The 25,861-nt window shown below is 69.5% G+C and carries 25 protein-coding genes; 13 read left to right on the forward strand and 12 right to left on the reverse strand.

The window, feature by feature from the left end; translation table 11 throughout:
- Window positions 1–483: 483 nt before the first annotated feature.
- On the reverse strand, window positions 484–897 hold the full coding sequence (locus AC1P0E_RS00615; protein WP_482740161.1) for an Imm10 family immunity protein: 414 nt from the start codon (window positions 895–897) through the stop codon (window positions 484–486).
- 235 nt (window positions 898–1,132) lie between these two features.
- Window positions 1,133–1,765: an HAD family hydrolase gene (locus tag AC1P0E_RS00620; RefSeq protein WP_482740162.1), complete on the reverse strand. Its 633-nt coding sequence runs from the start codon at window positions 1,763–1,765 to the stop codon at window positions 1,133–1,135.
- A 487-nt stretch (window positions 1,766–2,252) separates the two neighbouring features.
- Between AC1P0E_RS00620 and AC1P0E_RS00625 the strand changes: the two genes are divergently transcribed.
- Window positions 2,253–3,068, forward strand: coding sequence for a hypothetical protein (locus AC1P0E_RS00625; protein ID WP_482740163.1), 816 nt, complete (start codon window positions 2,253–2,255; stop codon window positions 3,066–3,068).
- Window positions 3,069–3,341: 273 nt separating this feature from the next.
- Here the strand turns inward: AC1P0E_RS00625 and bla are convergent, their stop codons facing one another.
- Complete coding sequence (gene bla / locus AC1P0E_RS00630; RefSeq protein WP_482740164.1) at window positions 3,342–4,268, reverse strand: class A beta-lactamase; 927 nt, start codon at window positions 4,266–4,268, stop codon at window positions 3,342–3,344.
- 170 nt (window positions 4,269–4,438) lie between these two features.
- Here bla and AC1P0E_RS00635 point away from each other — a divergent pair, with 170 nt between their 5' ends.
- Both AC1P0E_RS00635 and AC1P0E_RS00640 read left to right on the forward strand, forming a co-directional pair.
- Window positions 4,439–5,332: a LysR family transcriptional regulator gene (locus tag AC1P0E_RS00635; protein ID WP_482740165.1), complete on the forward strand. Its 894-nt coding sequence runs from the start codon at window positions 4,439–4,441 to the stop codon at window positions 5,330–5,332.
- Window positions 5,329–6,231, forward strand: coding sequence for a serine hydrolase (locus tag AC1P0E_RS00640; protein WP_482740166.1), 903 nt, complete (start codon window positions 5,329–5,331; stop codon window positions 6,229–6,231). Before AC1P0E_RS00635 ends, AC1P0E_RS00640 begins: the two co-directional genes overlap by 4 nt.
- Before the next feature lie 28 nt (window positions 6,232–6,259).
- Here AC1P0E_RS00640 and AC1P0E_RS00645 read toward each other — a convergent pair whose 3' ends face one another.
- On the reverse strand, window positions 6,260–6,733 hold the full coding sequence (locus AC1P0E_RS00645; protein WP_482740167.1) for a carboxymuconolactone decarboxylase family protein: 474 nt from the start codon (window positions 6,731–6,733) through the stop codon (window positions 6,260–6,262).
- A 159-nt stretch (window positions 6,734–6,892) separates the two neighbouring features.
- Complete coding sequence (locus AC1P0E_RS00650) at window positions 6,893–7,654, reverse strand: TetR/AcrR family transcriptional regulator (protein ID WP_482740168.1); 762 nt, start codon at window positions 7,652–7,654, stop codon at window positions 6,893–6,895.
- Between the two features lie 50 nt (window positions 7,655–7,704).
- Between AC1P0E_RS00650 and AC1P0E_RS00655 the strand changes: the two genes are divergently transcribed.
- Window positions 7,705–9,396 carry a CocE/NonD family hydrolase gene (locus AC1P0E_RS00655; protein ID WP_482740169.1) on the forward strand — a complete coding sequence of 564 codons (1,692 nt, stop codon included), beginning with the start codon at window positions 7,705–7,707 and terminating at the stop codon, window positions 9,394–9,396.
- A 296-nt stretch (window positions 9,397–9,692) separates the two neighbouring features.
- Here the strand turns inward: AC1P0E_RS00655 and AC1P0E_RS00660 are convergent, their stop codons facing one another.
- Window positions 9,693–10,472 (reverse strand): GntR family transcriptional regulator, encoded by a 780-nt coding sequence (locus AC1P0E_RS00660; protein ID WP_482740170.1) that lies wholly within the window; start codon window positions 10,470–10,472, stop codon window positions 9,693–9,695.
- A 316-nt stretch (window positions 10,473–10,788) separates the two neighbouring features.
- On the opposite strand from AC1P0E_RS00660, the gene AC1P0E_RS00665 reads away from it, so the two are divergent.
- Window positions 10,789–11,193 carry an ATP-binding protein gene (locus AC1P0E_RS00665; protein WP_482740171.1) on the forward strand — a complete coding sequence of 135 codons (405 nt, stop codon included), beginning with the start codon at window positions 10,789–10,791 and terminating at the stop codon, window positions 11,191–11,193.
- On the opposite strand, the gene AC1P0E_RS00670 is transcribed toward AC1P0E_RS00665, so the two are convergent.
- The 3 genes from AC1P0E_RS00670 to AC1P0E_RS00680 form a co-directional block, all read right to left on the reverse strand.
- Window positions 11,168–11,746 (reverse strand): SpoIIE family protein phosphatase, encoded by a 579-nt coding sequence (locus tag AC1P0E_RS00670; RefSeq protein WP_482740172.1) that lies wholly within the window; start codon window positions 11,744–11,746, stop codon window positions 11,168–11,170. The genes AC1P0E_RS00665 and AC1P0E_RS00670 overlap by 26 nt on opposite strands.
- Window positions 11,747–11,879: 133 nt before the next feature.
- The gene (locus tag AC1P0E_RS00675; protein ID WP_482740173.1) at window positions 11,880–12,311 is read right to left on the reverse strand and encodes a VOC family protein; all 432 of its coding nucleotides are present in this window, start codon (window positions 12,309–12,311) and stop codon (window positions 11,880–11,882) included.
- 20 nt (window positions 12,312–12,331) lie between these two features.
- A complete protein-coding gene (locus AC1P0E_RS00680) occupies window positions 12,332–12,526 on the reverse strand; it encodes a hypothetical protein (protein WP_482740174.1) in 195 nt (64 codons plus the stop codon).
- A 93-nt stretch (window positions 12,527–12,619) separates the two neighbouring features.
- On the opposite strand from AC1P0E_RS00680, the gene AC1P0E_RS00685 reads away from it, so the two are divergent.
- From AC1P0E_RS00685 to AC1P0E_RS00695, 3 genes are all read left to right on the forward strand, one after another.
- Window positions 12,620–13,267 (forward strand): DUF4328 domain-containing protein, encoded by a 648-nt coding sequence (locus AC1P0E_RS00685; RefSeq protein ID WP_482740175.1) that lies wholly within the window; start codon window positions 12,620–12,622, stop codon window positions 13,265–13,267.
- Between the two features lie 81 nt (window positions 13,268–13,348).
- Window positions 13,349–13,930: a GNAT family N-acetyltransferase gene (locus AC1P0E_RS00690; protein WP_482740176.1), complete on the forward strand. Its 582-nt coding sequence runs from the start codon at window positions 13,349–13,351 to the stop codon at window positions 13,928–13,930.
- Between the two features lie 104 nt (window positions 13,931–14,034).
- Complete coding sequence (locus AC1P0E_RS00695; RefSeq protein ID WP_482740177.1) at window positions 14,035–14,166, forward strand: hypothetical protein; 132 nt, start codon at window positions 14,035–14,037, stop codon at window positions 14,164–14,166.
- An 88-nt stretch (window positions 14,167–14,254) separates the two neighbouring features.
- On the opposite strand, the gene AC1P0E_RS00700 is transcribed toward AC1P0E_RS00695, so the two are convergent.
- Window positions 14,255–15,874, reverse strand: a complete 1,620-nt coding sequence (locus tag AC1P0E_RS00700; RefSeq protein WP_482740178.1) for a phospholipase D family protein — start codon at window positions 15,872–15,874, stop codon at window positions 14,255–14,257.
- Between the two features lie 209 nt (window positions 15,875–16,083).
- Between AC1P0E_RS00700 and AC1P0E_RS00705 the strand changes: the two genes are divergently transcribed.
- The 4 genes from AC1P0E_RS00705 (at window position 16,084) to AC1P0E_RS00720 (ending at window position 21,826) form a co-directional block, all read left to right on the forward strand.
- On the forward strand, window positions 16,084–18,657 hold the full coding sequence (locus tag AC1P0E_RS00705; protein ID WP_482745606.1) for a SpoIIE family protein phosphatase: 2,574 nt from the start codon (window positions 16,084–16,086) through the stop codon (window positions 18,655–18,657).
- 103 nt (window positions 18,658–18,760) lie between these two features.
- A complete protein-coding gene (locus AC1P0E_RS00710; RefSeq protein ID WP_482745607.1) occupies window positions 18,761–19,813 on the forward strand; it encodes a sugar ABC transporter substrate-binding protein in 1,053 nt (350 codons plus the stop codon).
- Between the two features lie 43 nt (window positions 19,814–19,856).
- A complete protein-coding gene (locus AC1P0E_RS00715) occupies window positions 19,857–20,648 on the forward strand; it encodes an ATP-binding cassette domain-containing protein (protein ID WP_482740179.1) in 792 nt (263 codons plus the stop codon).
- Complete coding sequence (locus AC1P0E_RS00720) at window positions 20,630–21,826, forward strand: sugar ABC transporter permease (protein WP_482740180.1); 1,197 nt, start codon at window positions 20,630–20,632, stop codon at window positions 21,824–21,826. The genes AC1P0E_RS00715 and AC1P0E_RS00720 overlap by 19 nt, the downstream gene beginning before the upstream one ends.
- A 108-nt stretch (window positions 21,827–21,934) precedes the next feature.
- Here AC1P0E_RS00720 and AC1P0E_RS00725 read toward each other — a convergent pair whose 3' ends face one another.
- Together AC1P0E_RS00725 and AC1P0E_RS00730 are read right to left on the reverse strand one after the other, a co-directional pair.
- A complete protein-coding gene (locus AC1P0E_RS00725) occupies window positions 21,935–23,620 on the reverse strand; it encodes a glycoside hydrolase family 3 protein (RefSeq protein ID WP_482745608.1) in 1,686 nt (561 codons plus the stop codon).
- A gap of 95 nt (window positions 23,621–23,715) precedes the next feature.
- Window positions 23,716–25,005: an MFS transporter gene (locus AC1P0E_RS00730; protein WP_482740181.1), complete on the reverse strand. Its 1,290-nt coding sequence runs from the start codon at window positions 25,003–25,005 to the stop codon at window positions 23,716–23,718.
- Between the two features lie 179 nt (window positions 25,006–25,184).
- Between AC1P0E_RS00730 and AC1P0E_RS00735 the strand changes: the two genes are divergently transcribed.
- Entirely contained in the window at window positions 25,185–25,841 is a 657-nt protein-coding gene (locus tag AC1P0E_RS00735) for a TetR/AcrR family transcriptional regulator (RefSeq protein ID WP_482740182.1), read from the forward strand.
- Window positions 25,842–25,861 lie beyond the last annotated feature (20 nt).

Below are 25,861 nucleotides of genomic sequence, written 5' to 3' on the forward strand. Positions count from 1 at the left end.
CACCGAGGGATGGCACCGGATACAGGCCGCGGTCACCTTGTGGTCGATCACGGGCGTGCGGGAGCCGAGCACCTCGGCCCTGGAAGAGTCTTCGGTGACGCGCTGCGGGCCCTGAGCCGGATCGGCATGATCACCCCTGCGGTGCGTACCGCCCTTCGGACGGTGAAGGGGTGCGAACACGGCGCCCGTGCACCGCAGTCGGACTTCCCCTCGCTGTAGGGCCGATTCTCCGAACGCCAGTCGCCTACTAGGGGTTTCGTCCGGTGGGAAGGCCCGCCGAACCGGCTGCAGCCTGGCTCCCTGCCGTTCCCCCTCCCCCACGACGCATGGCTGTAGCCAGTACCAGGGGCGGCTCCGTCGGGAGGGATGTAGGCGAGCATGGTCTCTTCTGTCTCTCCATCTCGTCTGGCACGAGTCCTCCTCGCCGGTCCCGACGGTGCAACGATAAGTCTCAACGCAATGGCGGATCGCGCGTGAGGGCCGCTACAACTCGACACGCAGAGGAAGCGCGTCCGCCCGGCCGTACGCCAGGATGCGCGGCAGCACCTCCCGCATCCGGTTCACATCCTCGGCCGGGGCTCGCAACACAGCCTCGATTACTGAATCTTCCACGTCGAGGGCTGCCAGTGATGCGGGATCCAGTACGACGCGCAGTACTTCGCCGTCGAAAGTCACCTCGCGGACACAGCCGTAGGCGGTGCCTTGATCCGGCGTGACGAGACAGTGGGTGTCGAAGCCAAGGGCTACGTTCTGGGCGTCGGGTTCGTCGAAGTCGCACATGAAAAGCAGCGAGAAGGCGTCGGCGTCATCCGACTCCGCCAGCCCCGCCATCATGCAGTCGTCTTCGTCTTCATTGTCGAATCCGCAAGCCACCTGGGCTATGAATTGGAATGCCACGCGTTGGTTCTACCAGTCGGCTCGGACAGGCGGCGCACCCGGCCAGTGGGCAGGAGAAAGCCCCGCGCAGCGGAACCGGCACATCACTGCAGGGTGGGCTGTCCTTGCGGTGATCATCACGTACTGGGTGGGGCGTCGGGCTCGGCGGAGGATCGCCCGCGAGATCGGTGTCGCGGAACGGTACGTGCACGTCATCGCCCGGCGGATCCAGAAGGCGTCGGTCGTTGCGGCAGTCTCAAGCGTTCAGCAGGAAGCTCAACGGCTTGCTCAGGTCGGCAGGTTCGCGGTAATGGATACCGGTCATCCCGAGTCCGACCGCGGCCTCGATGTTCTCCAGCCGGTCATCCACGAAGAGGCACCGGTCCAGGGTGACGCCTGCCCGCTGGGCCGCGATCTCATAGATCTTCAGGTCCGGCTTGGCCACCCCCACTCGCGCGCTGCTGACGACGTGGTCGGCGAGGTCAGCCAGCCCCATCGACGCCAGGTCGTTCTCCAGTTCCAGGGTTGCGTTCGTCACCAGGACCAGGGGCATGTGTTCCTTTACCCGACGAAGCAGGGCCACCACCAACGCGTCGGCACTGAAGGGCGCCGTAGCGAGCGCAGTACCCAGCTCGCGTGCCTGCGCCTCCGGCACCTGGCCTGTGAGGCGGAGCACGATGGACTCCACCCACTGCTGCTGAGTGACCTCGCCGAGGAGCAACGGAAGGTCCGTCTCCGGCGCATAAGCCACCTTCGCGGTCGTGCCTCCCGCCACCCCTGCGGCGCGTTCCAGTTCTGCCAACTGGCTTGTGTCGTAGAAACGGATCACGTTGTCGAGGTCGCACAGCACTGCGTCGAAGGGCCTGGTGAGGATCTTGGAAGCCGTCACTGCCCCTGGATAGCACAGCGATCGGCGAGCGGTCGATGCTCTGTGGCTCTGCTCCGGGCGTGCGAACCGGGCAACGTCAGATGGGACAGAGAAGGGTCACGCGAGACGGGGCAGGTCTGGCCCGAAGATGCCTCGAACGTGATCGACCGTAGAGGGGGCCCGCCGGACGCGGAAGCTGCCTTCGTCTGTCATGTGCTCCGGCCAAGGACGCACGTGATTGCAACGAAGGCCGTGAGGGTGAGTCTGCTGACCTATGCAGTCCGCAGGAAGCGTCACGCTTCCTCATCGTGGCTGCGGGCGGGCTCGGCAGACGGGTGATGGCGGTGGCTATTTGGCGAGCTGGGCGAGAGTGGCGTGGACACCGGTGAGCCGGGGCACGTCAGTCGGCACCCGGCCGAGATTGTTGTCATCGCCCGCCTGTAGCTTCTGCACATGAGCATCATCCGCGCATCGCGCCTGCGGACTTGGCGCATTGGAGGAGGGCAGCGTGTCAAGCCGCACGATCTTGTTTGATTTCATTGCTCCGATCTCATTCGTTTTGATCGGGGTCGTGGGGCTGCGCTTCCTGGCCGGCAAGAGGAAGAACCTGGCTGGGGCAATTGGGACCATGTCCCTGTCCGTAACTGGCCTTGCGTACTTCACCTTCGATGGAGTCAATCCTGCCGTGCGAGGCGCTGTCGCGATCGTTGGATTGCTCATCTGGGTGCGAGTTGTCTGGACCTCAGGGGTGATCGGGGGCGGCGTCCGGCCGAGCAGTGTGGTCGTGGGGCCCACACATGGATCGCACCACCCGAACCGAGGTGGAATCTCGCCGCAGTTGCACCACTCATCAGGACGTGTTCTGAACGGGCCCCGAGGGGCACAACCGTGGGTACGCGGGGCAGCGATCGTCTTTGCGGTGGTAGCAGGCATGTTGGTGCTTGCCGCCATCAGTATGCGCGCGCTGCTGAGCAGTTATCAGGGGCACGGGCATCTTGGGCCCTCTGACACACCTGCGGTGGTCACCACCATCGTGACCCTTGGCACAGCCATCGGCGCTCTCATCGGTGTCACGGTCACTGCCTTCGCGAAGTACGTTTCGGCCCGCGGCCAGGCCGATGCCGACATGGTGCGTGCGAGAGCCGAGTTGATGCGCGCTGAAGCCGAGATGGTCAGAGCCCGGGCCGGACTGCCCGCCGCCGAGGCGTCGCCCAACGGTGCACCGGATACGCCGCAGGCCCCTGCTGCGCCGCCCGATACAGCGCCACCCCCCGCACCGCCGGCTCGCGAACCGGGCCCGGAACCTCCTGCCGTCTCGCCATAGGGGTACGGCGAATGCCCCCGCCCGGGGCCGGATCAAGAAGGGTGTGGTGACCGACGCCTCGGCCTGCGCACGGCGCGGCTCGGCGTCAACATGCCTCGTTCCCCTTGGGAGTCGAGCTCTCTCGAAGGTATCCCCGCACACCCCCTGGCCGGCCAACGCTCGCGGGGCCGGGGCGAAGGAGCTGGGTGCGCGCAGGGCGAACGTCTTGGTCACCGCGCCCGGCCAGGTCACCGTCCGGACGTCGGTCCGCTCGCCCGCGCCGCGTACCTCTTGCTACGACAGCGTGTCGGCGACGACCGAGGCTGCTTCCGCGATGAGTTTGTCGTCGTGCTCGGCGCCCTCCTCGCTGCGGTTCGACATGATCGCCACGACGATGGGTGCGGTGTCGGGAGGCCAGATCACGGCGATGTCGTTGCGGGCGCCGTAGCCGCTGCCACTTCCGGTTTTGTCGCCGACCACCCAGCCCTTGGGGACCCCGGCCCTGATGAGCTCGGCTCCGGTGGTGTTGGTCCGCAGCCACTTCGTGAGCTGCGCCCGCTCGCCCTTGCCAAGGACGTTGCCGAGGACGAACGCGCGCAGGTCCTTGGCCAGCGCCCGCGGTGTGGTCGTGTCCCGCGTGCTGCCAGGCGCCCACTGGCTGAGCTCGGGCTCGCGGCGCTCCATCCGGGTCACGTCGTCGCCCAGTTCCTCCAGTACGGCGTCCAGGCCCTCGGGGCCGCCCAGTTGCTCGAAGAGCAGGTTGGCCGCGGCATTGTCGCTGTAGCGGACGGCGGCGTCACACAGCGCGCGCAGGGTCATGCCGGTCGCGACGTGCTTTTCGGTCACGGGAGAGTTGGCGATCAGGTCGTCACTCGAGTATTTGATCACCCGGTCCATTCCGCTCAGGGAGTACTTTCGCAACACGGCACCGGCGGCCAGCGCTTTGAACGTTGAGGCGTAGGCGAACCGCTCGCCATCGTTGTAGGCCACCTCGCGCCCGGTGCCGGTGTCGACGGCGTATACACCCAGCCGCGCGTCGAACTCGCGCTCCAGCTTCTTGAACTCGCGGCCGAACGGTTTCGCCGCCGTACTCGGGCTCGCTGTGGCGGAGGAGGGAGACGGTGAGGCCGGGGCAGCGCCTTCACCGCAGGCCGCAAGCGGGACGAGGGCGAGCGTGGCGAGCGCACCGAATACGGCGCGCGCGGTACGAGTGTGCTGCATGGTCCCAAACCTCCAAGGCGCCCCGTACACAGGGCGCACAGGGGATGGAGCGGCACGGCGCCATCCCGGTACGTGGTCATGAATGCCAGGACCACCCTGGCCTTCGGCTAGCTGTGCGGTCCAATGCGCTCATGCGCTGTTCGATGCCGATCTGGCATAGAGTTCGGGCCGTGGATCTGGTGGGGGCGTGTCGCGCGTTTGTCAGCGTCAGCGAGTACGGCAGTTTCACCGTCGGAGCGTCTGCTGCCCGGATGTCCCAGTCGGTGGCCAGCCGACGCGTCGCCGCCCTGGAGGAACACTTCGGTGAGCAGCTGTTCGAGCGCACGTCGCGGCGGGCCGTTCTCACAGCCTTCGGCCGGGAGCTGCTGCCGACCGCCCGGCAGCTCGTACAGGCGGCAGATGTCCTGCTGCACGAGGCAGAAGCCGCCAAGCACAGGCCGTGGCGGCTCGCGGTGCCCGACATCTGCTCCACGGTCGATCTCGCCCGGCTCGTCGCCGAGGCACGCGGGCACGGTGTCACGCTCGATCTCCGCGTCGCGGCGCCGGCGCGGCGCATGGAACTCCTCCACTCGCAGCAGGTGCGTGCTGCCTTGCTCGCGGTGCCACCGGACGACGCGACGTGGTCCGTACCGCTCGGGCTTGCCGGTGCCCAGGATCCCGGCATGAAGCGCGTCTACCTCGAAACGCTGCGGATCGGGCGGGCCTCCCCAGGACCGGCCCGCCACATCTGGATTCAACCGGAAGACGACGTGCCGCACATCCGTGACCCGTTGACGCGCCTGCGCGACGCGGTGGGACTGCGGCCCGCACAGCTCGTCGTCGCAGCCGACCTGACGACCGCCGCGGCAGAAGTCCTCTGCACACACGACCTGCTGCTGTGTTCCCCCGCTCAGGCCGACCAACTCGCCCTGAGCTGGCGGCCTGTCGGGGAGGCCGCGCTCAGCCGGGGGTTCGCCCTCGCCGCCGCCGCGGACGGCAATCCACAGCCCGTCGAAGCGCGCCTGGGCGACGCCATCGCCCGCTGCCTCGGCGCAGGCACGCAGGCGGGAGGAGTGGCGGCGTGAGCACCGAGGCACTGCTTCGCGACATGCGGCGGCAGCTGCACGACGGGGGCCTGCACGGCTGCCTGCTCGTGCGCGATCTGCACACGGGAGACGAGCTGGCGATCGAGCCGGACACCCCACTGCCGTCCGCGTCGCTGGTCAAGGTCCCGCTCGCGCTGGCGACGACAGAGCGCATCCGACGGGGCGAGCTCGACGGAGCGACGATGCTCGACGTACAACCCGGGCGGATCACCACGCCCGGACCCACCGGTCTGAGCCGATTCCGTCACCCCACCCGGATCGCGATCGACGACCTGCTCTACCTGAGCACCTGTCTGAGTGACGGAACGGCCGCCGACGCGCTGTTCGACCTCACACCGCCCGCCCAGGTCGCCGGCATCCTCCACGAGCTCGGCCTCCGCGGCATCACCGTCCGGCACACCATGGGGGAGCTGTCCGACACCCCCGTCGAACGCTTCGATGCCGCCCAGGCCCATCTCGCCCACGCCCTCGCCATCGACGCCGGCACCAGCGGCCGCGGACACCGCGTGCCGCAGCTCGACACCACCCGCGCCAACACCGGCAGCGCACGTGCCTACGTCGAACTGCTCCAAGCCCTGTGGACACCATCGACGATCCACCGTGAAGTGGCGATGCGTGTGCGAAGCCTCATGGCCCACAATCTGCTAAGGCACCGGCTTGCCCCGGATTTCAGCTCGGACGCCACCACTTGGTCCTCCAAGACCGGTACTCTCCTGAACCTCCGCCACGAAATCGGTGTCGTTGAGCACTCCGACGGTCAGGCCTTCGCCCTCGCCGTCCTTACTGAGTCACTCGTTCCGGCCAGTACCCAGCCCGGAGCCGACGCCCTCATGGCGCAGGTCGCCCGCACACTGCGTGACCATCTTCGGCAGCTCTAGCCTCCCGAGCCGGCGCCGTCGCCCCTGGTTATCCGAATTGGCCGGGCTGGTAGTCGCCGGCGGGCTGCTGGACGATGACGTTCACGCGGTTGAAGGCGTTGATGAGGGCAATGAGCAACGTCAAGGAGGCGAGCTGCTCCTCGTCGTAGTGCTTGGCGGCATTCGCCCAGGCCTCGTCCGTGACGCCACCGGCCGCGTCTGCGATGCGGGTGCCCTGCTCCGTCAGCTCCAGGGCGGCTCGCTCGGCCTCGGTGAACACCTTGGCCTCCCGCCAGGCCGCGATCAGGTTGAGGCGGGTGGAGGTCTCCCCGGCGTGCGTGGCCTCTTTGGTGTGCATGTCGACGCAGAAGCCGCAGCCATTGATCTGGCTGGCGCGGATCTTCACCAGTTCCTGTGTCGCCGCCGGCAGCGTCGAGTCCGAGACCACCTTGCCCGCAGCGGTGATGTGTTTCAGGGACTTGGCTACGACCGGGCTGCTGAAGAGGTTCAAGCGAGCATCCATGGTGCACTCCTTGCCGTTGTTGGTGGCTACACCTCTCTGACGGGACAGCTCGGCAAGATGTGACAGGAACGAATGTGACGTACGTCTCCCCGCTCGCGCCGCGGCAGGAGCACGGGGCGCTGTTGCGACGGGGACGGTTGTACGTCGCGGAATGCCCGCTCAGTCGGTATCGAGGCCGCCGATCAGTCGGTTGAGGAATCGGGTGAACGTGGCTTCGGGAGTGAGGGGGCGTCCGGGCGCGGAGAGGACCTCGGCGAGCTCCGGGTGGTGGCCGTCCGCGGCGACAGCGGCGAGGTAGCGGGCCTCGGCTGCGGCCCGGTCCGGTGATTGCGCCGCTGCGGCCTGCGCGATCTCGTGGGCGACGTGCGCGGCAACGAATCCGGTGAGCTGGGCGAAGACTTCGAGCTTCGCGGCGCCGTCCAGCCGGGTCGGCCGCAGGGCGGCGAGAGCGCGTTCCAGGAATGCCAGTGTGTGCGGGCCGAGTGTTCGGCGGGCGGACAGCGCGGCGGGAAGCCAGGGGTGACGGAGCATCAGAGCGCGCTGGAGGTGGCCGATGGCTCTGAGATCGATACGCCAGTCGCCGGTGAGGGCACCTGCCGCCGGCAGTTCGCCACTGACGTGGTCGACCATCAGTTCCAGCAGTGTCTCCTTGTCGGGAGCGTAGCTGTAGAGCGACATGACCCCGGCCCCCACCTGGGAGGCGACCCGCCGCATGGTGACCGCCTCCAGCCCCTCGGCGTCCGCCAGGGCGACGGCTGCGGCGGTGATCGCCTTGCGGCTGAAGGCGGGTTTGCGCCCTCTGCCGGGCCGGCCGGGGCTCAGCCACAGCTGTTGGGGGTCGACGCCTGTGGCGCCGGCCCCGTCTCCTCGGGTCACGATCTTCTCGTTCCTTTCCTCGCCGCTGTGACTTGCGGGAACCATCCAAGCATCCGCTATTCTCGTACGACGTACGAGAATAGCGGAAGGCAGCCATGACAGCGCACACGCACGATGCCGTACCGAGGCCCGACTGGACCGCGCCCACTGGAAAGCCACCGCTGTCCTCACGGATGATGAGGGCCACCTGGCGCGGCCTGCCGGCCAAGCGGCACGAAGTCGGGTGGGAACCGGGACTCGTGGTACCGGCCGCCGACGGCAGCCCCTTGCTCACGGACCACTACTTCCCCCGGGCGGCGGGCGACTTCCCCACCCTTCTCGTGCGCTCGCCTTACGGCAGAGGCCTGCCGTGGTCACCCATGTACGGCATGCTCTTCGCCGAACAAGGCTTCCACGTGGTGGTGCAGAGCTGCCGCGGCACCGGTGGCTCAGGCGGTCGGTTCGACCTGTGGCGCAACGAGGCCGCCGACGGCCGGGCCGCGGTGTCCTGGCTGCGAAAGCAGCCCTGGTTCAACGGAACTCTGGGCACAGTCGGCCCCAGCTACCTGGGTTACGTCCAGTGGGCACTCGCCCTGGACCCGCCACCGGAGCTGAAGGCGATGGCGATACAGGTCGGCCTGCACGATCCCCATGCCCTCTTCCACGCAGACGGTGCCCTCCGCCTGGAGAACGCCCTCGCCGTCGGCCTTGGCATGACGTACCAACACCAGGGGCTGGTCCCCTTCCTGAGAGCAACGGTGCGTCTCCAACGCCGTCTGCGCGAAACAACCACCGCGCAACCGCTGCGCCGGGCGTACGAGTCCGCCCTGGGGGAAGTGCCCTGGCTGGACGACGTGATGACCCACCCGGACGCCGACGACCCGTACTGGCTCGGCGCGTTCCTCGGGGAGGCGGCGGAGCGGCGAAACGTTCCCACCGGTCTGGTCACCGGGTGGCACGACGCACTGGCCGACCAGACCTTCGAGCAGTACGGCAGGCTGCGGCAGGCCGGGTGCGAGACCGCCTTGCTCGTCGGCCCCTGGACTCACACTTCCGCACTCCAGCAGGGCTGGCCCGAGGTGTTCGCCGAGAGCCTCGCATGGCTGCGCGCCCACCTGTGCGCCGACCCTTCCGGCCTGCGCCCCACGGGGGTGCGCGTGCACGTCGGGGGCGAAGAGGCGTGGCGGGACCTCGCCGACTGGCCGCCGGCCCCGGGCTCGGTTTCCTGGTTTCCCGCCCCGGAGGGGCTTCTCATCCAGCAGCCCCCCACCGACTCCACGCCGCTGACGTCCTTTTGCTACGACCCGGCAGAGCCCACCCCTTCCGTGGGCGGCCCCCTGCTCTCCCGGGCCGCCGGCTCCCGCGACAACAGCGCCCTGGAGGCACGAGAGGACGTTTTGACGTTCACCGGCCCGCCCCTGACCGACCCCTTGGACATCCTCGGCCCGGTCTCCGCGCGACTGCAGATCGCGACGGACACCGGACACGCCGATGTCTTCGCCCGCCTGTGCGACGTGGACGCACAGGGCCGTTCCACCAATGTCTGCGACGGGCTGGCTCGGCTGCGGACCGCTGGGCAGGCCCCCTCGGACATCACCGTGCCGATGAGCTCCACCGCGTACCGCTTCGCGGCCGGTCACCGTCTTCGCCTGCAGATCAGCGGAGGCGCCCATCCGCGCTACGCCCGTAATCCCGGCACCGGGGAGCCGTCGACCGGTGCCACCAGCCTTACGCCGGTACGCATCACGCTGTACACAGGTTCAGCATTGGCTCTCCCCCGGGAGACCCGGGAACGCGGCCTGGCGTAGGAGCACGCTGCGGGAAGGCGGTCAGGGCGTTGTCGAGCGGCTCGGACAACGCCGGTCCACCCGGGCAGCGGTCCCGGACCTGGCTGGAAGTCCCCGTCGCTCTCGACGTTGGCGACCATCGTGCACAGCACCTTGAGCGCGGCCGCACGAGATCGCCCGGGTCATCGGGCAGTTGCTCCACAAGGACATCAGCGACGACGAGTACGTCAGCTGGGTGACCACCTCCTCGCGGCTCGGCGCGGCGGGGCCGCCGTTCTCCCGCGCACGTGAGCACGGCCGGCCGCGCATCGACCGGATCAGCCGGCGGCAGATGGCGCGGTCAGCGCGAAACGGTAGCTGAGCTGCCACGACCCGGCCGGCACCGTGAGGTCGGTGACCTCCAGCGGTCGTTCGTACTGGTCGCACACCAGCCGCCGGATGCGGAGTTGAGCCGGCGCGTCCGCGGTCTCGGCGACCGTGCGCGGAGGCACCAGGGTGAGCGTCTCGGAGCGTACGGGGCGCAGACCCGCCTCCAGCATCCACTGGTAGAGCCGACGCAGGTCGCAACGCGTACCGCGGCGCAGCTGGCGACGCCGGTTGGCGAGCTGCGGGACTTCGGTGATCGCGACGGAGGAGAAGTACGAAGTGGCGGTCTGGACGACGCCCTCGACGGGATCCGTCAGGCGTTGGCGGTGGACCATCGTACGGACACCGCTTCGCAGTTTGAGCGAGTCGGCGACGTCGGCGGGTGCGGGCTCGTAGGTGAGGTCCGGCGCGGAGGGAGTGGCCAGCCCCACGGGGATCACGCCGCCGGGGAAGACGAGGTCGCCGGCCACCGGAACCGTGACGGCTCCAGCGGGCGGATTGGGAACGTACGTACCGCTCTTGTCGGTACTGACGATGCCCTGCTGGCGCAGGTACTGCAGCGCCTGGCGTACGGTCTGGCGATTGACGCGATGAGCGGCGGCCAGAGTCCTCTCGGAGGGCAGGCGGCCGCCAGGAGGTACTTGTTCGCGCTCCAGATCGGCTTGCAGTCGGTGCGCGAGCGATCGGTACAGCGGTACGGGTACGGGTGCGGCATTGGCCTGCTCGTTCATTTCTGCGGTCCTCACTGTGCGGGTAACCGAGCGTGCTCAGTCATGCGACCTCCGTACATCTATCACAGTGGTCTATACCTTTGAATGGGTATGGCGCTGAACCCGGTGACAACTCCGTGAAATGAGCCGGGCCGGGCCCCGACATGATGCCTTGGGCCGAAGGTCCGCAGCGCCTTGGCCATCGCGGTGATGGCGGGAAATCGCCCCCGGCGCTTCGGTCCAGAACTGGCCCGGATGTACGGCGCCGCAGTGAACCGAGCCGCAGAGGGTAGACGTTATGCAGCCAGTGCTGGACGAAGATTTCGGGGAGAATGCCATGGCCGTCAAGGCGACCGGGTGGGCCCGCACGTTTGCGGCGAGCAAGGGCGTACGCGGAGGGCGGGAGTGGACGCGCCGTCAGCTGGGGTCCCTCCCCTGGGCCGCTGAGGCGCCCGAAACCGTGGACGAGATCGTCCTGGCGGTCTCCGAACTCCTCACCAACGCGCACCTGCACGCCCACAGTGACGCCCAGCTGGTGCTGACCTGGGACAACACCTGTCTGCACGTGAGCGTGCACGACGAGGCCGCCGCCATGCCCGCGCCCAGCGACGCGGACGACGGAGCCGTTTCGGGCAGGGGCGTCAGCATCGTGCAGGCTCTCGCCGACAGTTGGCACACTCACCCGCAGCACCACGGCAAGACGGTCACCGCCTGCTTCAAGCCCCCTCACCCCGAGCCGTGAGGGTCCCCCGTCCCACCGTCGGCCGCGTCGTGAACGCCACCCTGGCCGCGCCCCGGCCGGCGCGGTGCACGCGGGCGAGGAGGAGGACCGTGTCATCGGCCGGCGGGCCGGGCAGAAGGCGCGCGAGGATGCGGTCCGCCGTCGCTTCCAACGCCTCCGACTCCCCCGACGCCCCCGCCAGTTCGGCGCGCAGCATGTCGAGCGAGGCCGGTCTCGATGTCGCGGCCGCGTGCCTCGACGAGACCGTCGGTGTACAGGGCGAGCGTGCGTTTTCGGGGAGCTCGATCGCGATCGTCCGGAAGGCGAAACCGCCGACACCGAGAGGTACTCCCAGGACGTCGTCGACGGTCTCGACCCGGCCGTCCGGATGGAGCACCAGCGGCGACGGGTGACCGGCGCCGGTGATGCGGAGGCCGCGCCGTGGGACGCGTCCGTGAAGAGAACGGCGCCGGGCTTCGACAGGACCGCGGCGGAATCGTACCCGAAGAGATCCTGCGCGCCGGGCCCCCAGTAACACACCAGATCCGTTGTCGTCGATGCCGAAGACCGCCATGGAGACAGCTGGTCATCCACAATCTGAGTTCCATGCCGGGTGGCCGCCACCGCCCGCGCCCGGGCCTTTCTCCGGCGGACTGACGGGCGGGGCCCGAGCCGGACGGTTTGGCTTCCGCCCGGCTCGGTGGTGCTCAGCGTTGCGACAGCTCCGACGGGGCCTCCTGGACCACCCAGCCGTTGCCGTCCGGGTCCTCGAACGACATGAACGAGTTCCAGGTTTCGCCCTTGCCGTCCTCCCAGCCCGTGGCGCCGACGTGGCGGATCGGGGAGACGTCCATGCCTCGGTCCACCAGCTCCTCGCGGGCCGCTTCGATGTCCGTGACACACAGCTGAAGGCCCTGCAGCGTGCCCGGGGCCATGTCGTTCATACCGGGAGCCGGGGGCATCCCTTGAAGCATCGCGATCGAACACCGCGAGCCGGGCGGGGTCATCTGGATGATGCGCATACCGGGGGCGACCTCGTCGTCGAGGTCCACCTTGAAGCCGGCCTTGTCGGCGTAGAACGTTTTCGCGCGGTCCATGTCGGTGACAGGGACCGGGACGACTTCGAGTGTCCAGTTCATGGGGATGCTCCTGGGAAATGTCAGCGGGTCCGGCCGAACGGATCGCCCTTGGCGTAGCCGGAGACCGCATGGGGCGCGACCGCCGGCACCGGGGCAGGTCCACCGTCGCCGACGAAGGAGCCGCCGTGCACGTCGAAACGCCAGTTGGGCCCGCACTTGTTGGCGGAGCCGGTCGAGCTGTGGTCATCGGGCCGTTCCAGTGCCGCATCAGGCAACGTTCGCCCTGTCGTGACGCGTCGCGCCGGATCGCGCCTTGGGGTCCGTTCAAGCTGGACTGAATGCCGAGCCCGGCAGTAGGTTTTGGCCGCGTGAGTCACAACGACGCCATCGCCGTGTCCCCGCCCGTGCCATCGGCCGACCGCGAGCCGCTCTTCGTACCGAAGGCGATGACGACTGTAGTCGTGGCCGCGCTCGGGGCTTGCGTGCTGGTGAATGGGGCGTTGCTTGTCGCTCAGTTGCATCTTTACCGTGCGACTGACGGCTCGTATGCCGCCTTCGAGAGGGAGATATGGGTCGGCAACCTCACCGGTATGAGGCTGTTCGCCACCCTGCTGACCGGATTCGTCTTCCTTCGCTGGCTGTGGCAGATGCGGGTGAACGCCGAGGCTCTGGCGCCCGGCGGACACCGGATGAAGCGCGGCTGGACTACAGGCGCGTGGCTGGTTCCGGTCGCCTGCTTCTTCCTTCCCAAGCGGATCCTCAATGACATCTGGGCTGCCAGCTCTCCGCCCGGCCGCCCGCGGCGTACCGGTGTACTGCTGACCTCGTGGTGGCTGCTCTTCGTGGCGGCGCAGCTTCTCGCCTATCCCTCCACCTCCCGAGGCCCGCTGCCGACAGAGATTGCCGGGGCCGCGCTCTATGTCGTCGCGGGGGCTCTGTGTATCGGTGTGGTGCGGCGGCTTGCCGCGATGCAGCGGGCGCGCCTCCAGGGGGCGGCCGGTAAGCCCGCCTGTTGAGGTGCCGCGCATTCGCCGCGAACGTTGCCTGGTGCGGCACTAGGCTGCTCTTCGAAGGAAAACTCACACCCGAGGAGCAGGATGTTCGCGATATCGCTGGGCGACGACGGCGCCGAGCTGCGGCCCCTGGAGCCGTGGAACGCCGAGGAGTTCATGGCCCACATGGACCGCGGCCGCGAGCACATCGGCCGCTTCGTCGAGCTCCCGGACCACGTCACCGACCTGCCCTCCGCAACCGCGTTCCTGCGGAGGTACGCCGACAAGGCCGCCACCGACTCCGGGCGCGTCTACGGGATCTGGGCCGACGACACCCTCGTCGGCGGCGTCATGTTCCGGATCTTCGACACCGCGACCGGCAACTGCGAGGTCGGCTGCTGGCTGGAGGAAACGGTGGTCGGGCGCGGCCTGGTCACCCGCGCGATCCGGGTGCTCGTCGACTGGGCGGTCGAGGAGCGCGGCATGTACAGAGTGGAATGGGTCGCGGACGCCGACAACACCGCCAGCCTCAAGGTCGCCGAACGTCTGGGCATGGTCCGGGAAGGAGTGCTGCGGGAGAGCTACCCGTACCGGGGCGTCCGCCGTGACCAGGAGGTCTGGTCGGTCCTGGCACCGCAGTGGCGCGAGCAGAGGGAGGCCTCGGCCGCCCCGGCCTCGGTCTCTTGAGGCCCTGCCCCTTCAAGGCCCCGGTCGGCGGGGCAATCGACTCCGGCGATCGATCGCACGAGGCCCGGCCCCGCCGTGGACGTCAGGTCCTATGCTGGTCCGCCATGGGAGACACTCCGCACGAGGCCGGCGAATGGCGGCAGGGGCGCAACCCGCAGCGCCGGAAGGTCGGGGTGCTCGGCTGGGCCCTGCTGGTCCTGCTGGTGATCGCGCTGTTCACTCTGTGGCCGGGCTGAGACCGACTCATGTCCCGCGCCTGCGTGCGGTCGGTCCACGTCGGGGCCTCTGTGGCTTCCAGCAGTGACGTGAAGGTGAAGAGCAGGCTCAGTATGTGTTGTTGCGGCGCAGAGTGAAGGGGCGGCCGTCGGGGTCGACCAGGAGACGGTACAGGGGCATGGAGAGTGCCTTCGCCGGCGGTGAGAGGTCCGGGGGGCGGTACGTACGAAGGCGGCCGGGGGGCCGTGGGCCCTTGCGGCCCCCGTCGTGCCAGGCGTCCAGGGCCGCGGCGCTCGTGGCGAAGGTGTCGAAGGCGGTCACCGGGTCGCACAGGGGGTCCGGCGCGTCAGGTGCTTCGGGTTCTTCCCTGTCCAGGTGCTCGCGCGAGAGTTCCAGCCGCAAGTTCCTTGCGTAGCCGCGCGCGCCGTCCCCGAGGCCCCCGGGGTCGCGCGGCTCGCGGGGGTCGACGTTCTCGTCCAGTACGGCGCAGCCGAGTTCCGAATCGTGCGTCCAGGAGCGGAGGTTGATGTTGTCGGACCCCACCGAGGCCCAGACGTCGTCGATCACGCACACCTTGGCGTGCACGTACACCGGTGTCCCGGCATGGTTCTCCAGCCCGTACACCGCGACGCGCCCCTCACCGCCGCCGTGTCGCAGGTGCTCCAGCGCCGTGATCCGGCCGACGAGGTTCATCGGCAGCGTGAAGCGGCCGTCCTGGTCGGGGAGGGAGGGGATGACCGCGACAAGACGCAGGCCGGGGTTCGCGGCCAGGGCCTCGGCGAAGCACTGCACCACGTGCGGGGACCACAGGTACTGGTCCTCCAGGTAGATGAGCGCACGGGCACGCCGCAGTGCCTTGAGGTAGCCGCGCGCGATGCTGCGTTCACCGTCGGGGGCGAAGTCGTAGCCACGCAGCAGACGGTTCGGGTAGGTGCGCAGCACCTGGACGGTGTGCGTGCCGCACGGCCGGGGGTCGGGCAGCTGGGGTGGCAGCGGGTCCGCGTGGGTGTCCTCACGGTGGGCGCGCTCTCTTATGCGGGTGACGGGGCTGCGGCTGAGCGGAGCCGGGTCGTCCCAGCGTTCGCGGAAGCAGGCCTCGATGTCGCCGACGGCCGGTCCGCGCAGTTCCAGCTGGATGTCGTGCCACGGTGGATGCGGTCCGTACGCGGCGGAGATGGGCTGCGACTGCGGGTCGCCGCGGTGAGTGGCGTCGTCGTGGCGGTTGTGGCCCAGGTCGATGCCGCCGGCGAACGCGACGTCGAGCTCGGGGCGGCCGGGATGGCGGAGTACGACGAACTTCTGGTGGTGCGATCCTCCGGGCCTTACCCGCATGTCGAGCAGGCACTCGCCGCCCGCCGCTTCGATCTCCTCGCCGAGGTGGCGGTTCTCGGTCTCACTGAACTGGAAGCGGTCCAGGTGGGAGCGCCAGACCAGCCCCTTGACGATCACGCCGCGCTGCGCCGCCTCGCACAGGACGGTGCCGATTTCGGTTCCGGGACCCGCGAGCCGCTCGTCGGGATCGCCGCGCCAGTCGGTGAACAGGAGCAGGTCGCCGGAGCGCTGCGAGCGGACTGCGGCGAGGAGCTCTCCGAAGTACGTCGCGCCATGGATCAGGGGCCGCACCCGGTTGCCGTCCGACCAGGCCACCGGGCCCGGTCGGCGGCTGTGCAGGCGGGTCGCGGGATTGCCGCGTTCGCCGGATGTCAGCAGCCAGTCGGTGAGTTCCACAGCATGGGTCCTCCTCCGCCCCGCTCGGTTTCGAACCTACGGCTACCCGATTCGCGCCCGCTCATCCGGAGCGCGGGTGGTGCCCGGCGGTGCCGGCCGCTCCCGCAACCTCCGCCTCCCGGCGAACGCGCAGGTCATCATCGGCGCCCGGCCGGCTGGCTTCCTCGGCGCCGGCGTCGCACGATGGAGTGGAGGCGGTGGACCGCGGAATGCCGAACGGACGCGGCGCCGGAGGGACCGGTCCGCGAGTGGGCAAGGCGACCGTGGTGTGCGTCTTCGGCTGCCCTCGTACGGAGGCGGTACAGACAGTGACCCGGCAGAACTCTGCGTTTCGCGGGACTGAGCTGGTCGCTGTGTACGTGCTGACCGCGAGCGGCGGTGAACTGCAGCTTGCCGAAGCCGTGGGAGAGCGGGGCAGCCCCTACCGGCTGCCCACGGCGTACCCGCTGTCGGGCAGCTCTCCGGTCGCCGACGCGTTGCGCGCCAACCGGCCGGTGTGGCTGAACCCTCAGGAACTCGCGGCCTACGGTGGGAGTGGCCCCCACAGCGGTGCTGATTCCCGCACCACCCTCCCGAACGGCGCCGGGACGGCGCCGGACAAGGTCTCGCTGGGCGCCCTCCCTCTGGGAGGGGACACCAAACAGCTGGGCTGCCTCGTCGTGATGGGGAAGGCAGCGGACGGCTTCAGCGCTGACCACCGCAGCCTCCTGGAGCTGTACGCCGACCAGGTGTCCGCAGGTCTGGAAGCGGTCGGGGCCCGCGCCACGGTGCGGGCGGAGGCGCCGCCCCGCCGTCCGGGTCCCGGTCTGATCCCCCTGCACGGCGGCGCCTTCACCCTGGAGCTGAGCACCGGGCGGATGGACGCGGACGCACAGGTGTTGCAACTGCTCGGCATCACCCCGGAGGACTTCGACGGGCGGGTCGAGACCTTGCTCGAGTGCGCCGTCCCCGAGGACGTTCCCGCGATGATGTCGATCCTGGAGCCGGGGTGGTCGTCCTCCGTGAGCCAGCAGCTGGCGTTCCGTATCCGCCGGCCCGGCGGCGAGCTGCGCTGGCTGGGTCTGCGGTGCCGGGTGGTGGACGGCGATGACGGAACCCCGGAGCGCGTGCTGGGCGTGGTGGCCGACACCTCGTACCTGCGTCCCACCGCCGACGAGGTCTCGGTGGTGCAGCGGCTGTCGGCCGCCCTGGCCGGTGCGACAACGATCCGCGACGTCAGCCGAGTGGTGGTCTCCGCCCTGCGCGCTCCTCTGCACGCCGACCGGGTGGCGATCGCCGAGCTGGAGGGCGACCGGCTCGTGGTCACCCTCCTCGACCCTCCGGAAGCCGATGCCTGGCCCCCGGTCTGGAGGTCGGAATGGCGTTCGGAATGGCCTGACGTGTCGTGCCACGCGCTGCCCACGCTGGAGGGCGCGCTGCGGGAGGGGCATGTGAGCCTGTGGCCCCCGGGCGCCGACCTCGAATCCGGCCTGGTGGGCATCGGACCGGGCGGTCTGGCCGTGCTGCCGCTTCCGGCCGACGGCCGGACGGTCGGACTGTGCCTGGTGGGGTGGGACGGGGCGCACCGGTTCGGGCCGGAGGAACGGTCCCTGCTGACCGCGACCGCCGGTCTGGCCGGCCAGGCGCTGACGCGCGCCCACGCGCTGGACGCCGGGCACGAACTGGCGACCATGCTCCAGCGCAGTCTGCTGCCCCGCAAGCTGCCGGCTCTGCCCGGCGGGGTGGCCGTCGCCCGCTATCTGCCCGCGACAGTCGGGCTGGAGGTCGGCGGCGACTGGTACGACGTCATTCCGCTCTCCGAGAGCCACGTGGCGCTGGTCATCGGGGACGTGCAGGGCCACAGCGCGGGCGCCGCCACCATCATGGGCCAGATGCGTACGGCCATCAGGGCGTACGCCGTGGAGGGGCACCCGCCGGATGTGGTGGTGGCCCACGCCAACCGCCTGCTCGTCGGTATGGAGACCGACCTCTTCGCCACCTGCTGCTACGTGGATCTGGACATGGAGGAGGGCATCGCCTGGTCCGTACGGGCGGGGCACGTGCCCCCGGTGATGCGCCACCCGGACGGCGCCACCGAGGAAATGGCGGTCGAGGGCGGCCCTCCGCTGGGAGTGCTGGCGGACGCGGAGTTCCCCATGACCGAGGCGGGGCTGGCACCCGGCACCCTGCTCACGTTGATGACGGACGGCCTGGTCGAGTCGTCGAGCCTCTCCATGGAGGACGGGCTGCGCCGCGTGTGCGAGCTGCTCCGGGCGGCCGACCCGGCCGATGTCGGGCAAGTGGCTGACCAGCTGCTCTGGAGCGTGAACCGGCGAGACGACGATGTGGCGGTGCTGCTGCTGCGCTACGACGGGATGCTGCTGCGGCCGGTACGGGTCCGCTGGGCGGTATGGCGGCTTCCCGACGCCGTGATGCACGCCCGTCGGTTCACGGCGCGCACGCTGCGCTCCTGGAACGTGGCGGAGGAGGTGGACGAGGCGTTGCTCGTGGTGTCCGAGCTGGTCACGAACGCCATCGCGCACACCGAGGGGGAGGTGCGGCTGGACCTGACGCTGTCGACGGACCGGCTGCGGATCGCGGTCAACGACGCGTCACCTCGCGCCCCCGTCAAACCGGCCAGTGTGGACTGGGAGGCGACCGGCGGCCGTGGCCTGTTCCTGGTCGCGGCGATGTCGGCGTCCTGGGGCTCGGTGCCGCTCAGTGGCGGCAAGCAGGTATGGGCCGAGATCGCGCTGTCGGCACGTGAGCGACTCGTCAGCGACGCGGCAGCAGGAACGAGGTGACTCCACGGTGTTCTCCCACACCCGACGCCGTACCGACGTCCCCGGGCTCGCCCCATCACGTCCCCCGCCCCATCGCGCCGTCGTTGTCGTGGCCGCGTTGGCGATGGCTGCCGGTCTTGTCTCGTGCGCCAAGGCCGGAGAGGTGAACGACTCGCAGCCGACTGTCGGCGGGGCCAACTCGCGGATCGGTCTGCTGCTGCCGGACAACACCTCGCGTTTCGCCACGTTCGACAGGCCGCTGATCGAGGCGAAGATCAAGGAACTCTGCGACGAGTGCGCGATCGAGTTCGCCAGCGCGGACCACGATGTGGCCACCCAGCAGCAGCAGATGGACGCGATGATCACGAAGGGCGTCGGAGTCCTGATCCTCGACGCCGTCGACTCCAAGTCGATTCGCACCTCGGTCGACAGGGCGCGGAAGGCAGGCATCCGGATCGTCGCCTACGACCGGCTCGCGGAGGGCCCGATCTCGGCGTACGTCTCCTTCGACGGCGAGCAGGTCGGCAGGCTGCAGGCCCAGGCGCTGCTCGAGGCTCTCGGAGACAAGGCGGACGGCGGCCAGATCGTCATGATGAACGGCGCCGGTACGGATCCCAACGCGTCCTGGTTCAAGAAGGGCGCATTGTCCGTTCTCCAGGGCAAGGTGAGGATCGGGAAGGCTTACGACACCGAAGGCTGGAGGCCGGTCAACGCCAACCTGAACATGTCCGGAGCCATCGCGGCCCTGGGCGCCGACAGCATCGACGGTGTGTACTCCGCCAACGACGGCCTGGCCGCCGGCATCATCTCCGCCCTGAAATCCGCCAAGATCGATCCGCTGCCTCCCGTGACCGGACAGGACGCCGAACTCGCGGCCATTCAGCGGATCGTCCGAGGCGAGCAGTACATGAGCGTCTACAAGCCCTTCAGGCTCGAAGCCGACGCGGCCGCCGAGATGGCCGTCGCGCTCGTCAGGGGCGAAAGCCTGGACGCCGTCGCGAAGCACCGGATCAGCAGCCCCACCACCGAGGACATTCCCGCCGTGCTGCTCACCCCGGTGTCCGTGACGGTCGACAACATCGAGGACACCGTCGTCAGGGACGGTACGTACACGGTCGACGAAATCTGCACCGAGGAGTTCCTGGACGCCTGCAAGAAGGCGGGACTCGTCCCGTAGGGCGGGCGCGGAGCCGATCGGTCCGACGGCGAAGGAGGAGCAGATGGTTCACAAGTCGGCACCACCGCTGCTGGCGCTGCGGGGCATCTGCAAGCGGTTCGGCGCGGTGCAGGCACTCGAGGACGTCGATCTGGAGATACACGCCGGTGAGGTCGTCGCGCTGGTGGGCGACAACGGCGCCGGCAAATCCACCCTCGTCAAGGTGATCGCCGGCGTCGACCACGCCGATCACGGCGTCATCGAGTGGGAGGGCAGGGCCGTCCACGTGACGTGTCCGCACGAAGCCCAGGACCTCGGTATCGCGACCGTCTACCAGGACCTCGCCCTGTGCGACAACCTCGATGTCGTCGGCAACCTCTTCCTCGGCCGTGAGATCCACAGGATCGGCGTACTCGACGAAGTGGAGATGGAACGGCGCACTCTGGGTCTGCTGGACTCCCTCTCCGTACGTATGCCGAATGTGCGCCTCCCGGTCGCCTCCCTCTCCGGAGGCCAGCGGCAGACGGTCGCGATCTCCCGCTCGCTCCTCGGCGAGCCCAGAGTCGTCCTGCTGGACGAGCCCACCGCCGCCCTGGGCATCGAGCAGAGCGCCCAGGTCCTCGACCTCGTGGAGCAACTGCGCGAAGGAGGCCGCGGCGTCCTGCTCATCAGCCACAACATGGGTGACGTCAAGGCCGTGGCGGACTGGATCGCCGTACTGCGCCTGGGCCGGAACAACGGGTTCTTCGACGTGAGGACCACATCGCACGAGCAGATCATCTCCTCCATCACCGGCGCTACGGACAACGCCGTGTCCCACCGCGCGCACGACCGCGGGTGGGGGGTGGCGCCGTGAGCAGGGGTTACGCCGACGCCCTCCGGAGGAGGTTTCGCGGGGGCGAGCTCGGTTCCGTACCGGTCGTGCTCAGTCTGGTGTCGATCTGGATCATTTTTCAGTCCCTCAACCAGAACTTCCTCTCTCCCCGCAATCTGTCCAACCTCAGCGTGGACATCGTCGGCACGGGACTCATCGCCGTCGGCGTCGTGTTCGTCCTGCTCATCGGGGAGATCGACCTGTCGGTCGGTTCGGTGAGCGGTCTCGCGGCGGCCGCGTTCGCCGTCCTGAACGTGAGCCACGGCATGGGGGAAGGACTCGCCGTCCTGATCGCCGTGCTCCTCGGAACCGCGGCCGGAGCCCTTCACGGTGTCTTCTTCGCGAAACTCGGCGCGCCCGCGTTCGTGGTCACCCTGGCGGGACTGCTGGGCTGGAACGGCCTGATGCTCTACATCCTCGGTTCCAGCGGCACCGTCAACCTTGATGACGACGGCCTCGTCGCCAAACTCACCAGCCACTACTTCAACGATGTCGCCGTCGCGTACGGTGTGGCGGCACTCGGCGTCGCCGGGTACTTCCTCATCTCCTGCCAGGACGCGAGACGCCGCAAGGCCAGAGGCGTCCCGTCCCGGCCGCTGCGCACGATCACCTGGCGCGCCGGACTGCTGGCGGCGATCGCCTGCTGCGCCGCGTATGTGCTCAACCGGTTCCAGGGCATGCCGCTCGCCCTGCTGGTCTTCCTCGTCATCCTCGTCGGCCTCGATTACCTCCTTCGCCGCACGACGTACGGTCGCAAGGTCTTCGCGCTCGGAGGCGGCGTCGAAGCCGCCCGCCGGGCCGGCCTCGACGTGGCTTCGGTGCGCATCTCGGTGTTCATGATCTCGGGAACGATGGCCGCGACCGGCGGCCTGTTCCTGGCCTCACGGGTCAGCTCCGCGAGCCAGACGTCGGGCTCGGGGAACCTGCTGATGAACGCTCTCGCCGCGGCGGTCATCGGCGGAACGAGCCTGTTCGGCGGACGGGGCAGCACATGGTCCGTGCTGCTCGGCGTCCTGGTCATCCAGTCGATCGCCTCCGGTGTGGCTCTGCTGGGCATCCAAGCGGCCGTACAGTTCATGATCACCGGCGGTGTGCTGCTTGTGGCCGTGGTCATCGACTCGCTGTCCCGGCGCGCCCAGAAGGCCCACGGCAGAGTCTGACGCGCCGAGGGACGGGAAGAAAGCCGCCCGGGACCCGATCCCCCCACGGGTCGGGTCCCGGGCGCGGGCGGGACCGTCAGGTGTCCCGCCGTTCAGGGGAGGCGCCCGTCAGAGGGTCAGCCCGTGGCCGTACGGGAAGACCGGGTCCGCCGTGTCGTTCGGTACGTCCGGGCTGGAGGCCTCGACCGCCGCCATGGAACGCGGCAGGTCGAAAGGCAGACGGCCCTCGGGCTTGGCGCGCCCGAACGCCACGTCCAGCAGGGCCTCGTCGCTCGCGCCGTAGTCGGCGAGCAGCGCCGCGGCCCTCTCCGCGATTTCCGGGATGACGGCGGCCCGCTCCAGGTTGACGCAGACGAGCGTCGGCACGGTGTCGAGGAGCTGGAGGATCTCTTTCAGCCGGGCGTCGGGGAAGGCGAGCGAACCGGAGTGGAAGAAGGACTCGAACTTGGTCGCACCGGGCTCGTACGGGGTGCGCAGGCGCAGTACCGCGAGGTCGGCGTCGGCCGGGTCGGTGACCAACTCGCCGTAGGTGGCGGCTGTTTCCGCCCCGAGCCCTTCGACGTACAGCTTGGGACGGCCGGTCAGCGGGAGCAGCGACGCGCGGTTGCTCAGCACGGTGAGGGAGCGGCGCTGCGCGGCCTCGCCCGCCGCCTTGGACGGGCCCGCGCCGACGATTTCCACGGCGCGGTCCGGGTCGACGTACGGGTTGTCGAAGAGGCCGAGCACGAACTTCTCACGCAGGAGGCGGCGTACGGATTCGTCGATACGGGATTCGGGGACGCGCCCGGAACGGACGAGTTGCACGATGATCTCGGGGCACTGCTCGCCGCCGAACTGGTCGCATCCGGCGTCCAGGGACTTCGCCGCCCGCTCGGCGGCGCTGAGGTGCTCGACGCCCCAGGCGCGGGCCGCGTGCGTCTCGCCGAAGATCACGGCGTCGGTGAGCAGGCCCCAGTCGGTGCAGACGATGCCGTCGAAGCCGAGCTGCTCGCGCAGCAGTCCGGTGATGACGCCCTTGTTGAAGCCGAAGCCGACCTCTTCCCAGTCGGTGCCGATCGGCTGGCCGTAGTACGGCATCATCTGCGCGCATCCGGCGTCGACGGCGGCTTTGAAGGGTTCGAGGTGGTGTTCGCGCATGCCGCCCGGGTAGACCTGCTCCTTGCCGTGCGGGAAGTGCGGGTCCTCGCCGTCCTTCTGCGGGCCGCCGCCGGGGAAGTGCTTGACCATGGCGCTGACGGAGTGCGTGCCCAGGCGGTCTCCCTGAAGGCCGCGGACGTACGCGCGTACGAGCTCACCCGTCGTTTCGGCGCTGGAGCCGAACGTGCCGGACTGGCGTGACCAGCGAGGCTCGGTGGCCAGGTCGATCTGCGGGTGGAGCGCGACCCGGAAGCCGACGGCGAGGTACTCGCGGCGCACCGTCTTCCCGAACTCCTCGACGAGGTCGGCGTCACCGATGGCGGCGAGGCCCAGCGGTTCGGGCCAGGCGGAAAAGGCTCCCGCGTTGAAGGAGGCGCCGGGATTGTCGGTGAAGGCGTGGCGCGGGTCGGTGGAGAGGGTGACGGGGATGCCGAGGCGGGTGCTCGCCGCCAGTTCCTGGAGCCGGTTGACCCACTGGGCCATCTCACGGACGCCGTACTGGCCCAGCAGGTTGAAGTGCGTGAGGTGCCTGCCTTCGACCAGCTCCGGGGTGGCGAAGGGGAGCATCGACTGCTCGGCGTCGGTGACGAGGGAGCCGTCCGGGTTCATCGTCAGCATGGAGTGGAAGAGCTGGCCCGCCTTCTCCTCCAGGGTCATACGGGCGAGCAGGTCGTCGACTCGCTCGGCGACGGAGCGCTGGGGGTCGCGGTACGCGGGAGTGGGGCTCACGGGGGCTCCGTTGCTCGAAGTGGTTACTTGACGGTGCGGATGAACTGGACAGCCACGGCGCCGAGGACGCAGGCGACGCCGCCGAAGAGGAACAGCACGCCGTAGTTGCCGCCCCCGCCGACCGCCAGCAGCGCGGGCGCGATGATCGGCACGAGGGACTGCGGAAGGGCGTTGCCGATGTTGAGTACGCCCATGTCCTTGGCGGACTCCTCCGGGTTGGGCAGTACGGCCGCGGCGAGCGCCACGTCGACGGAGAGGTACAGCCCCTCGCCGAAGCCGAAGACGACCATGGCCACGACGAACACCGGGAAGGACTGGGCCGTCGCGATCAGGGCGAGGCCGGCGGCGATCACCAGGGACGAGCCGAGTACGTACGGCTTGCGTCGGCCGGACTTGTCGGACAGGACACCACCGAGCAGCGAGCCGGCCACGACGGCGGCCACCATGGCGACGGTGGCGACGGCCAGCTTCCCGGGGACCTCGCTCTGGTCGTATCCGAGCCGGTCCATCAGGAAGTACACCTGGTAGCTGGTGACGCAGGAGATGCCGATGAAGACCAGGAAGCGGCCGGCGAAGTTCCAGGCGAAGTCGGGGTGCTTGCGCGGGCTCACCCAGAAGCTGCGCAGGAACTCCCGGAAGCTGTAGGGCGCGAAGGAGCCGGGGGCGGCCGGGCGGTCCTTCATCAGCACGGCGAGGCAGACGGCGCCCGCGAGGCCGAGGAGCGCGGGGACGACGAACGCCAGGGCCAGGTTCGTGCGCAGAGCGTTGGCGAGCACGGTGCCGGTGACGATGGCGATCGAGGTCATCATGCCGACGATGCCCGAGACGCGGGCGCGCTGCCGCTCGGGGATGAGGTCCGGCACGCAGGAGGTGAGGGCCGCGAACGCGGCGTTGCCGCCGAGCTGCGCGAGTGCCCAGCCGAGCATCAGGACCGGCACGCTGTTGCCGACGGCGACGGCCGCGAGGCCGAGGAGGCTTACGGCGGCGCCGCCTGCCAGCCAGGGGCGGCGGCGGCCGAAGCGGCTGGTGGTGCGGTCGGACAGGGCGCCGAAGGCCGGGTTGCCGATCATGGCGAGGACCGCGCCGAGGGAGAGGACCTGCCCCAGGGCGGCGCCGCGGTCGGCCTCGGGGACGATCTGGGAGACGCGCAGGGCGAGCGTGACCACGACCGGTGTCAGCAGGGCGAGCATGAGACCGAACTGCGCGAAGGCGAGGCCGAAAACCAGCCTGCCCGGCGCCTTGTCCGGCTCTGGCAGGCCGGTGACGGCCGGTGCCTGGGGAGTGAGGGAGGCGGCGTCATGAGTGACGGCCATGGCGGGCTCCAAAAGGGACGAGGCGACATCCTTGCCGCACGACGCCCACACAGTAAGCGCGAAAACCGAGCGGGTGGTAGGTTTCTTGAATGTGGCCTGGGTCACGTCGCAGCCAGGCAGGGTGGCTCTGTCCGTATGGCCGGAAAACGCCCCGCATCGACGGCCATTAGAGTTGCTCCATGAGCGCACCCCAGGAGCAGAACAAGCGCCGGCCCGCAGGCCGCGGCACATACGCCGTGGGCGACGAGCGCCGGCTGCGCATCCTGGACGCGGCCGTCGAACACTTCGCCCAGTGGGGCTTCCACGCGTCGTCCCTCGCCCGTATCGCCAAGGACGTCGGCATCACACAGGGCGGCTTGCTGCACCACTTCCGCAGCAAGGAGAGTTTGCTGGTCGCGGTGCTGGAACGCAGCGACGAGCAGGACGCCGAGAAGTTCTTCACGACCGAACCGGCCTCGGCGACCGAGTGCTTCACCACGCTGGCCGGCCTGACCGCGCACAACGCCACCAGGCTCGGCCGGACCAAGATGTTCAACGTCCTGCTGGCCGAGGCCGGCGACCCCGGCCACCCCGCCCACGCCTACTTCGCCGCGCGCAACGCCGAGGTGCTGAACGCCGTCTGCGGATCCTTCCGGCGAGCTGCGGACAGCGGCGAGCTCAAGCCGGACACCGACTCCCGGGCCCTCGCCCGGGAAGTGGTCGCGGTCATGGACGGCCTCCAGCTCCAGTGGGCACTCGATCCGCGCGGGGTCGACATGCCGGCCCAGTTCCGCGCCTACGCGGACCGGACGCTGCGGGCGATCACCGTGGCCGGGTCCGGGCTGCCGGACGCCTGACCGAGGGCCCCGGTACGGGG

Source organism: Streptomyces sp. TRD_SC_5 (assembly GCF_056836825.1).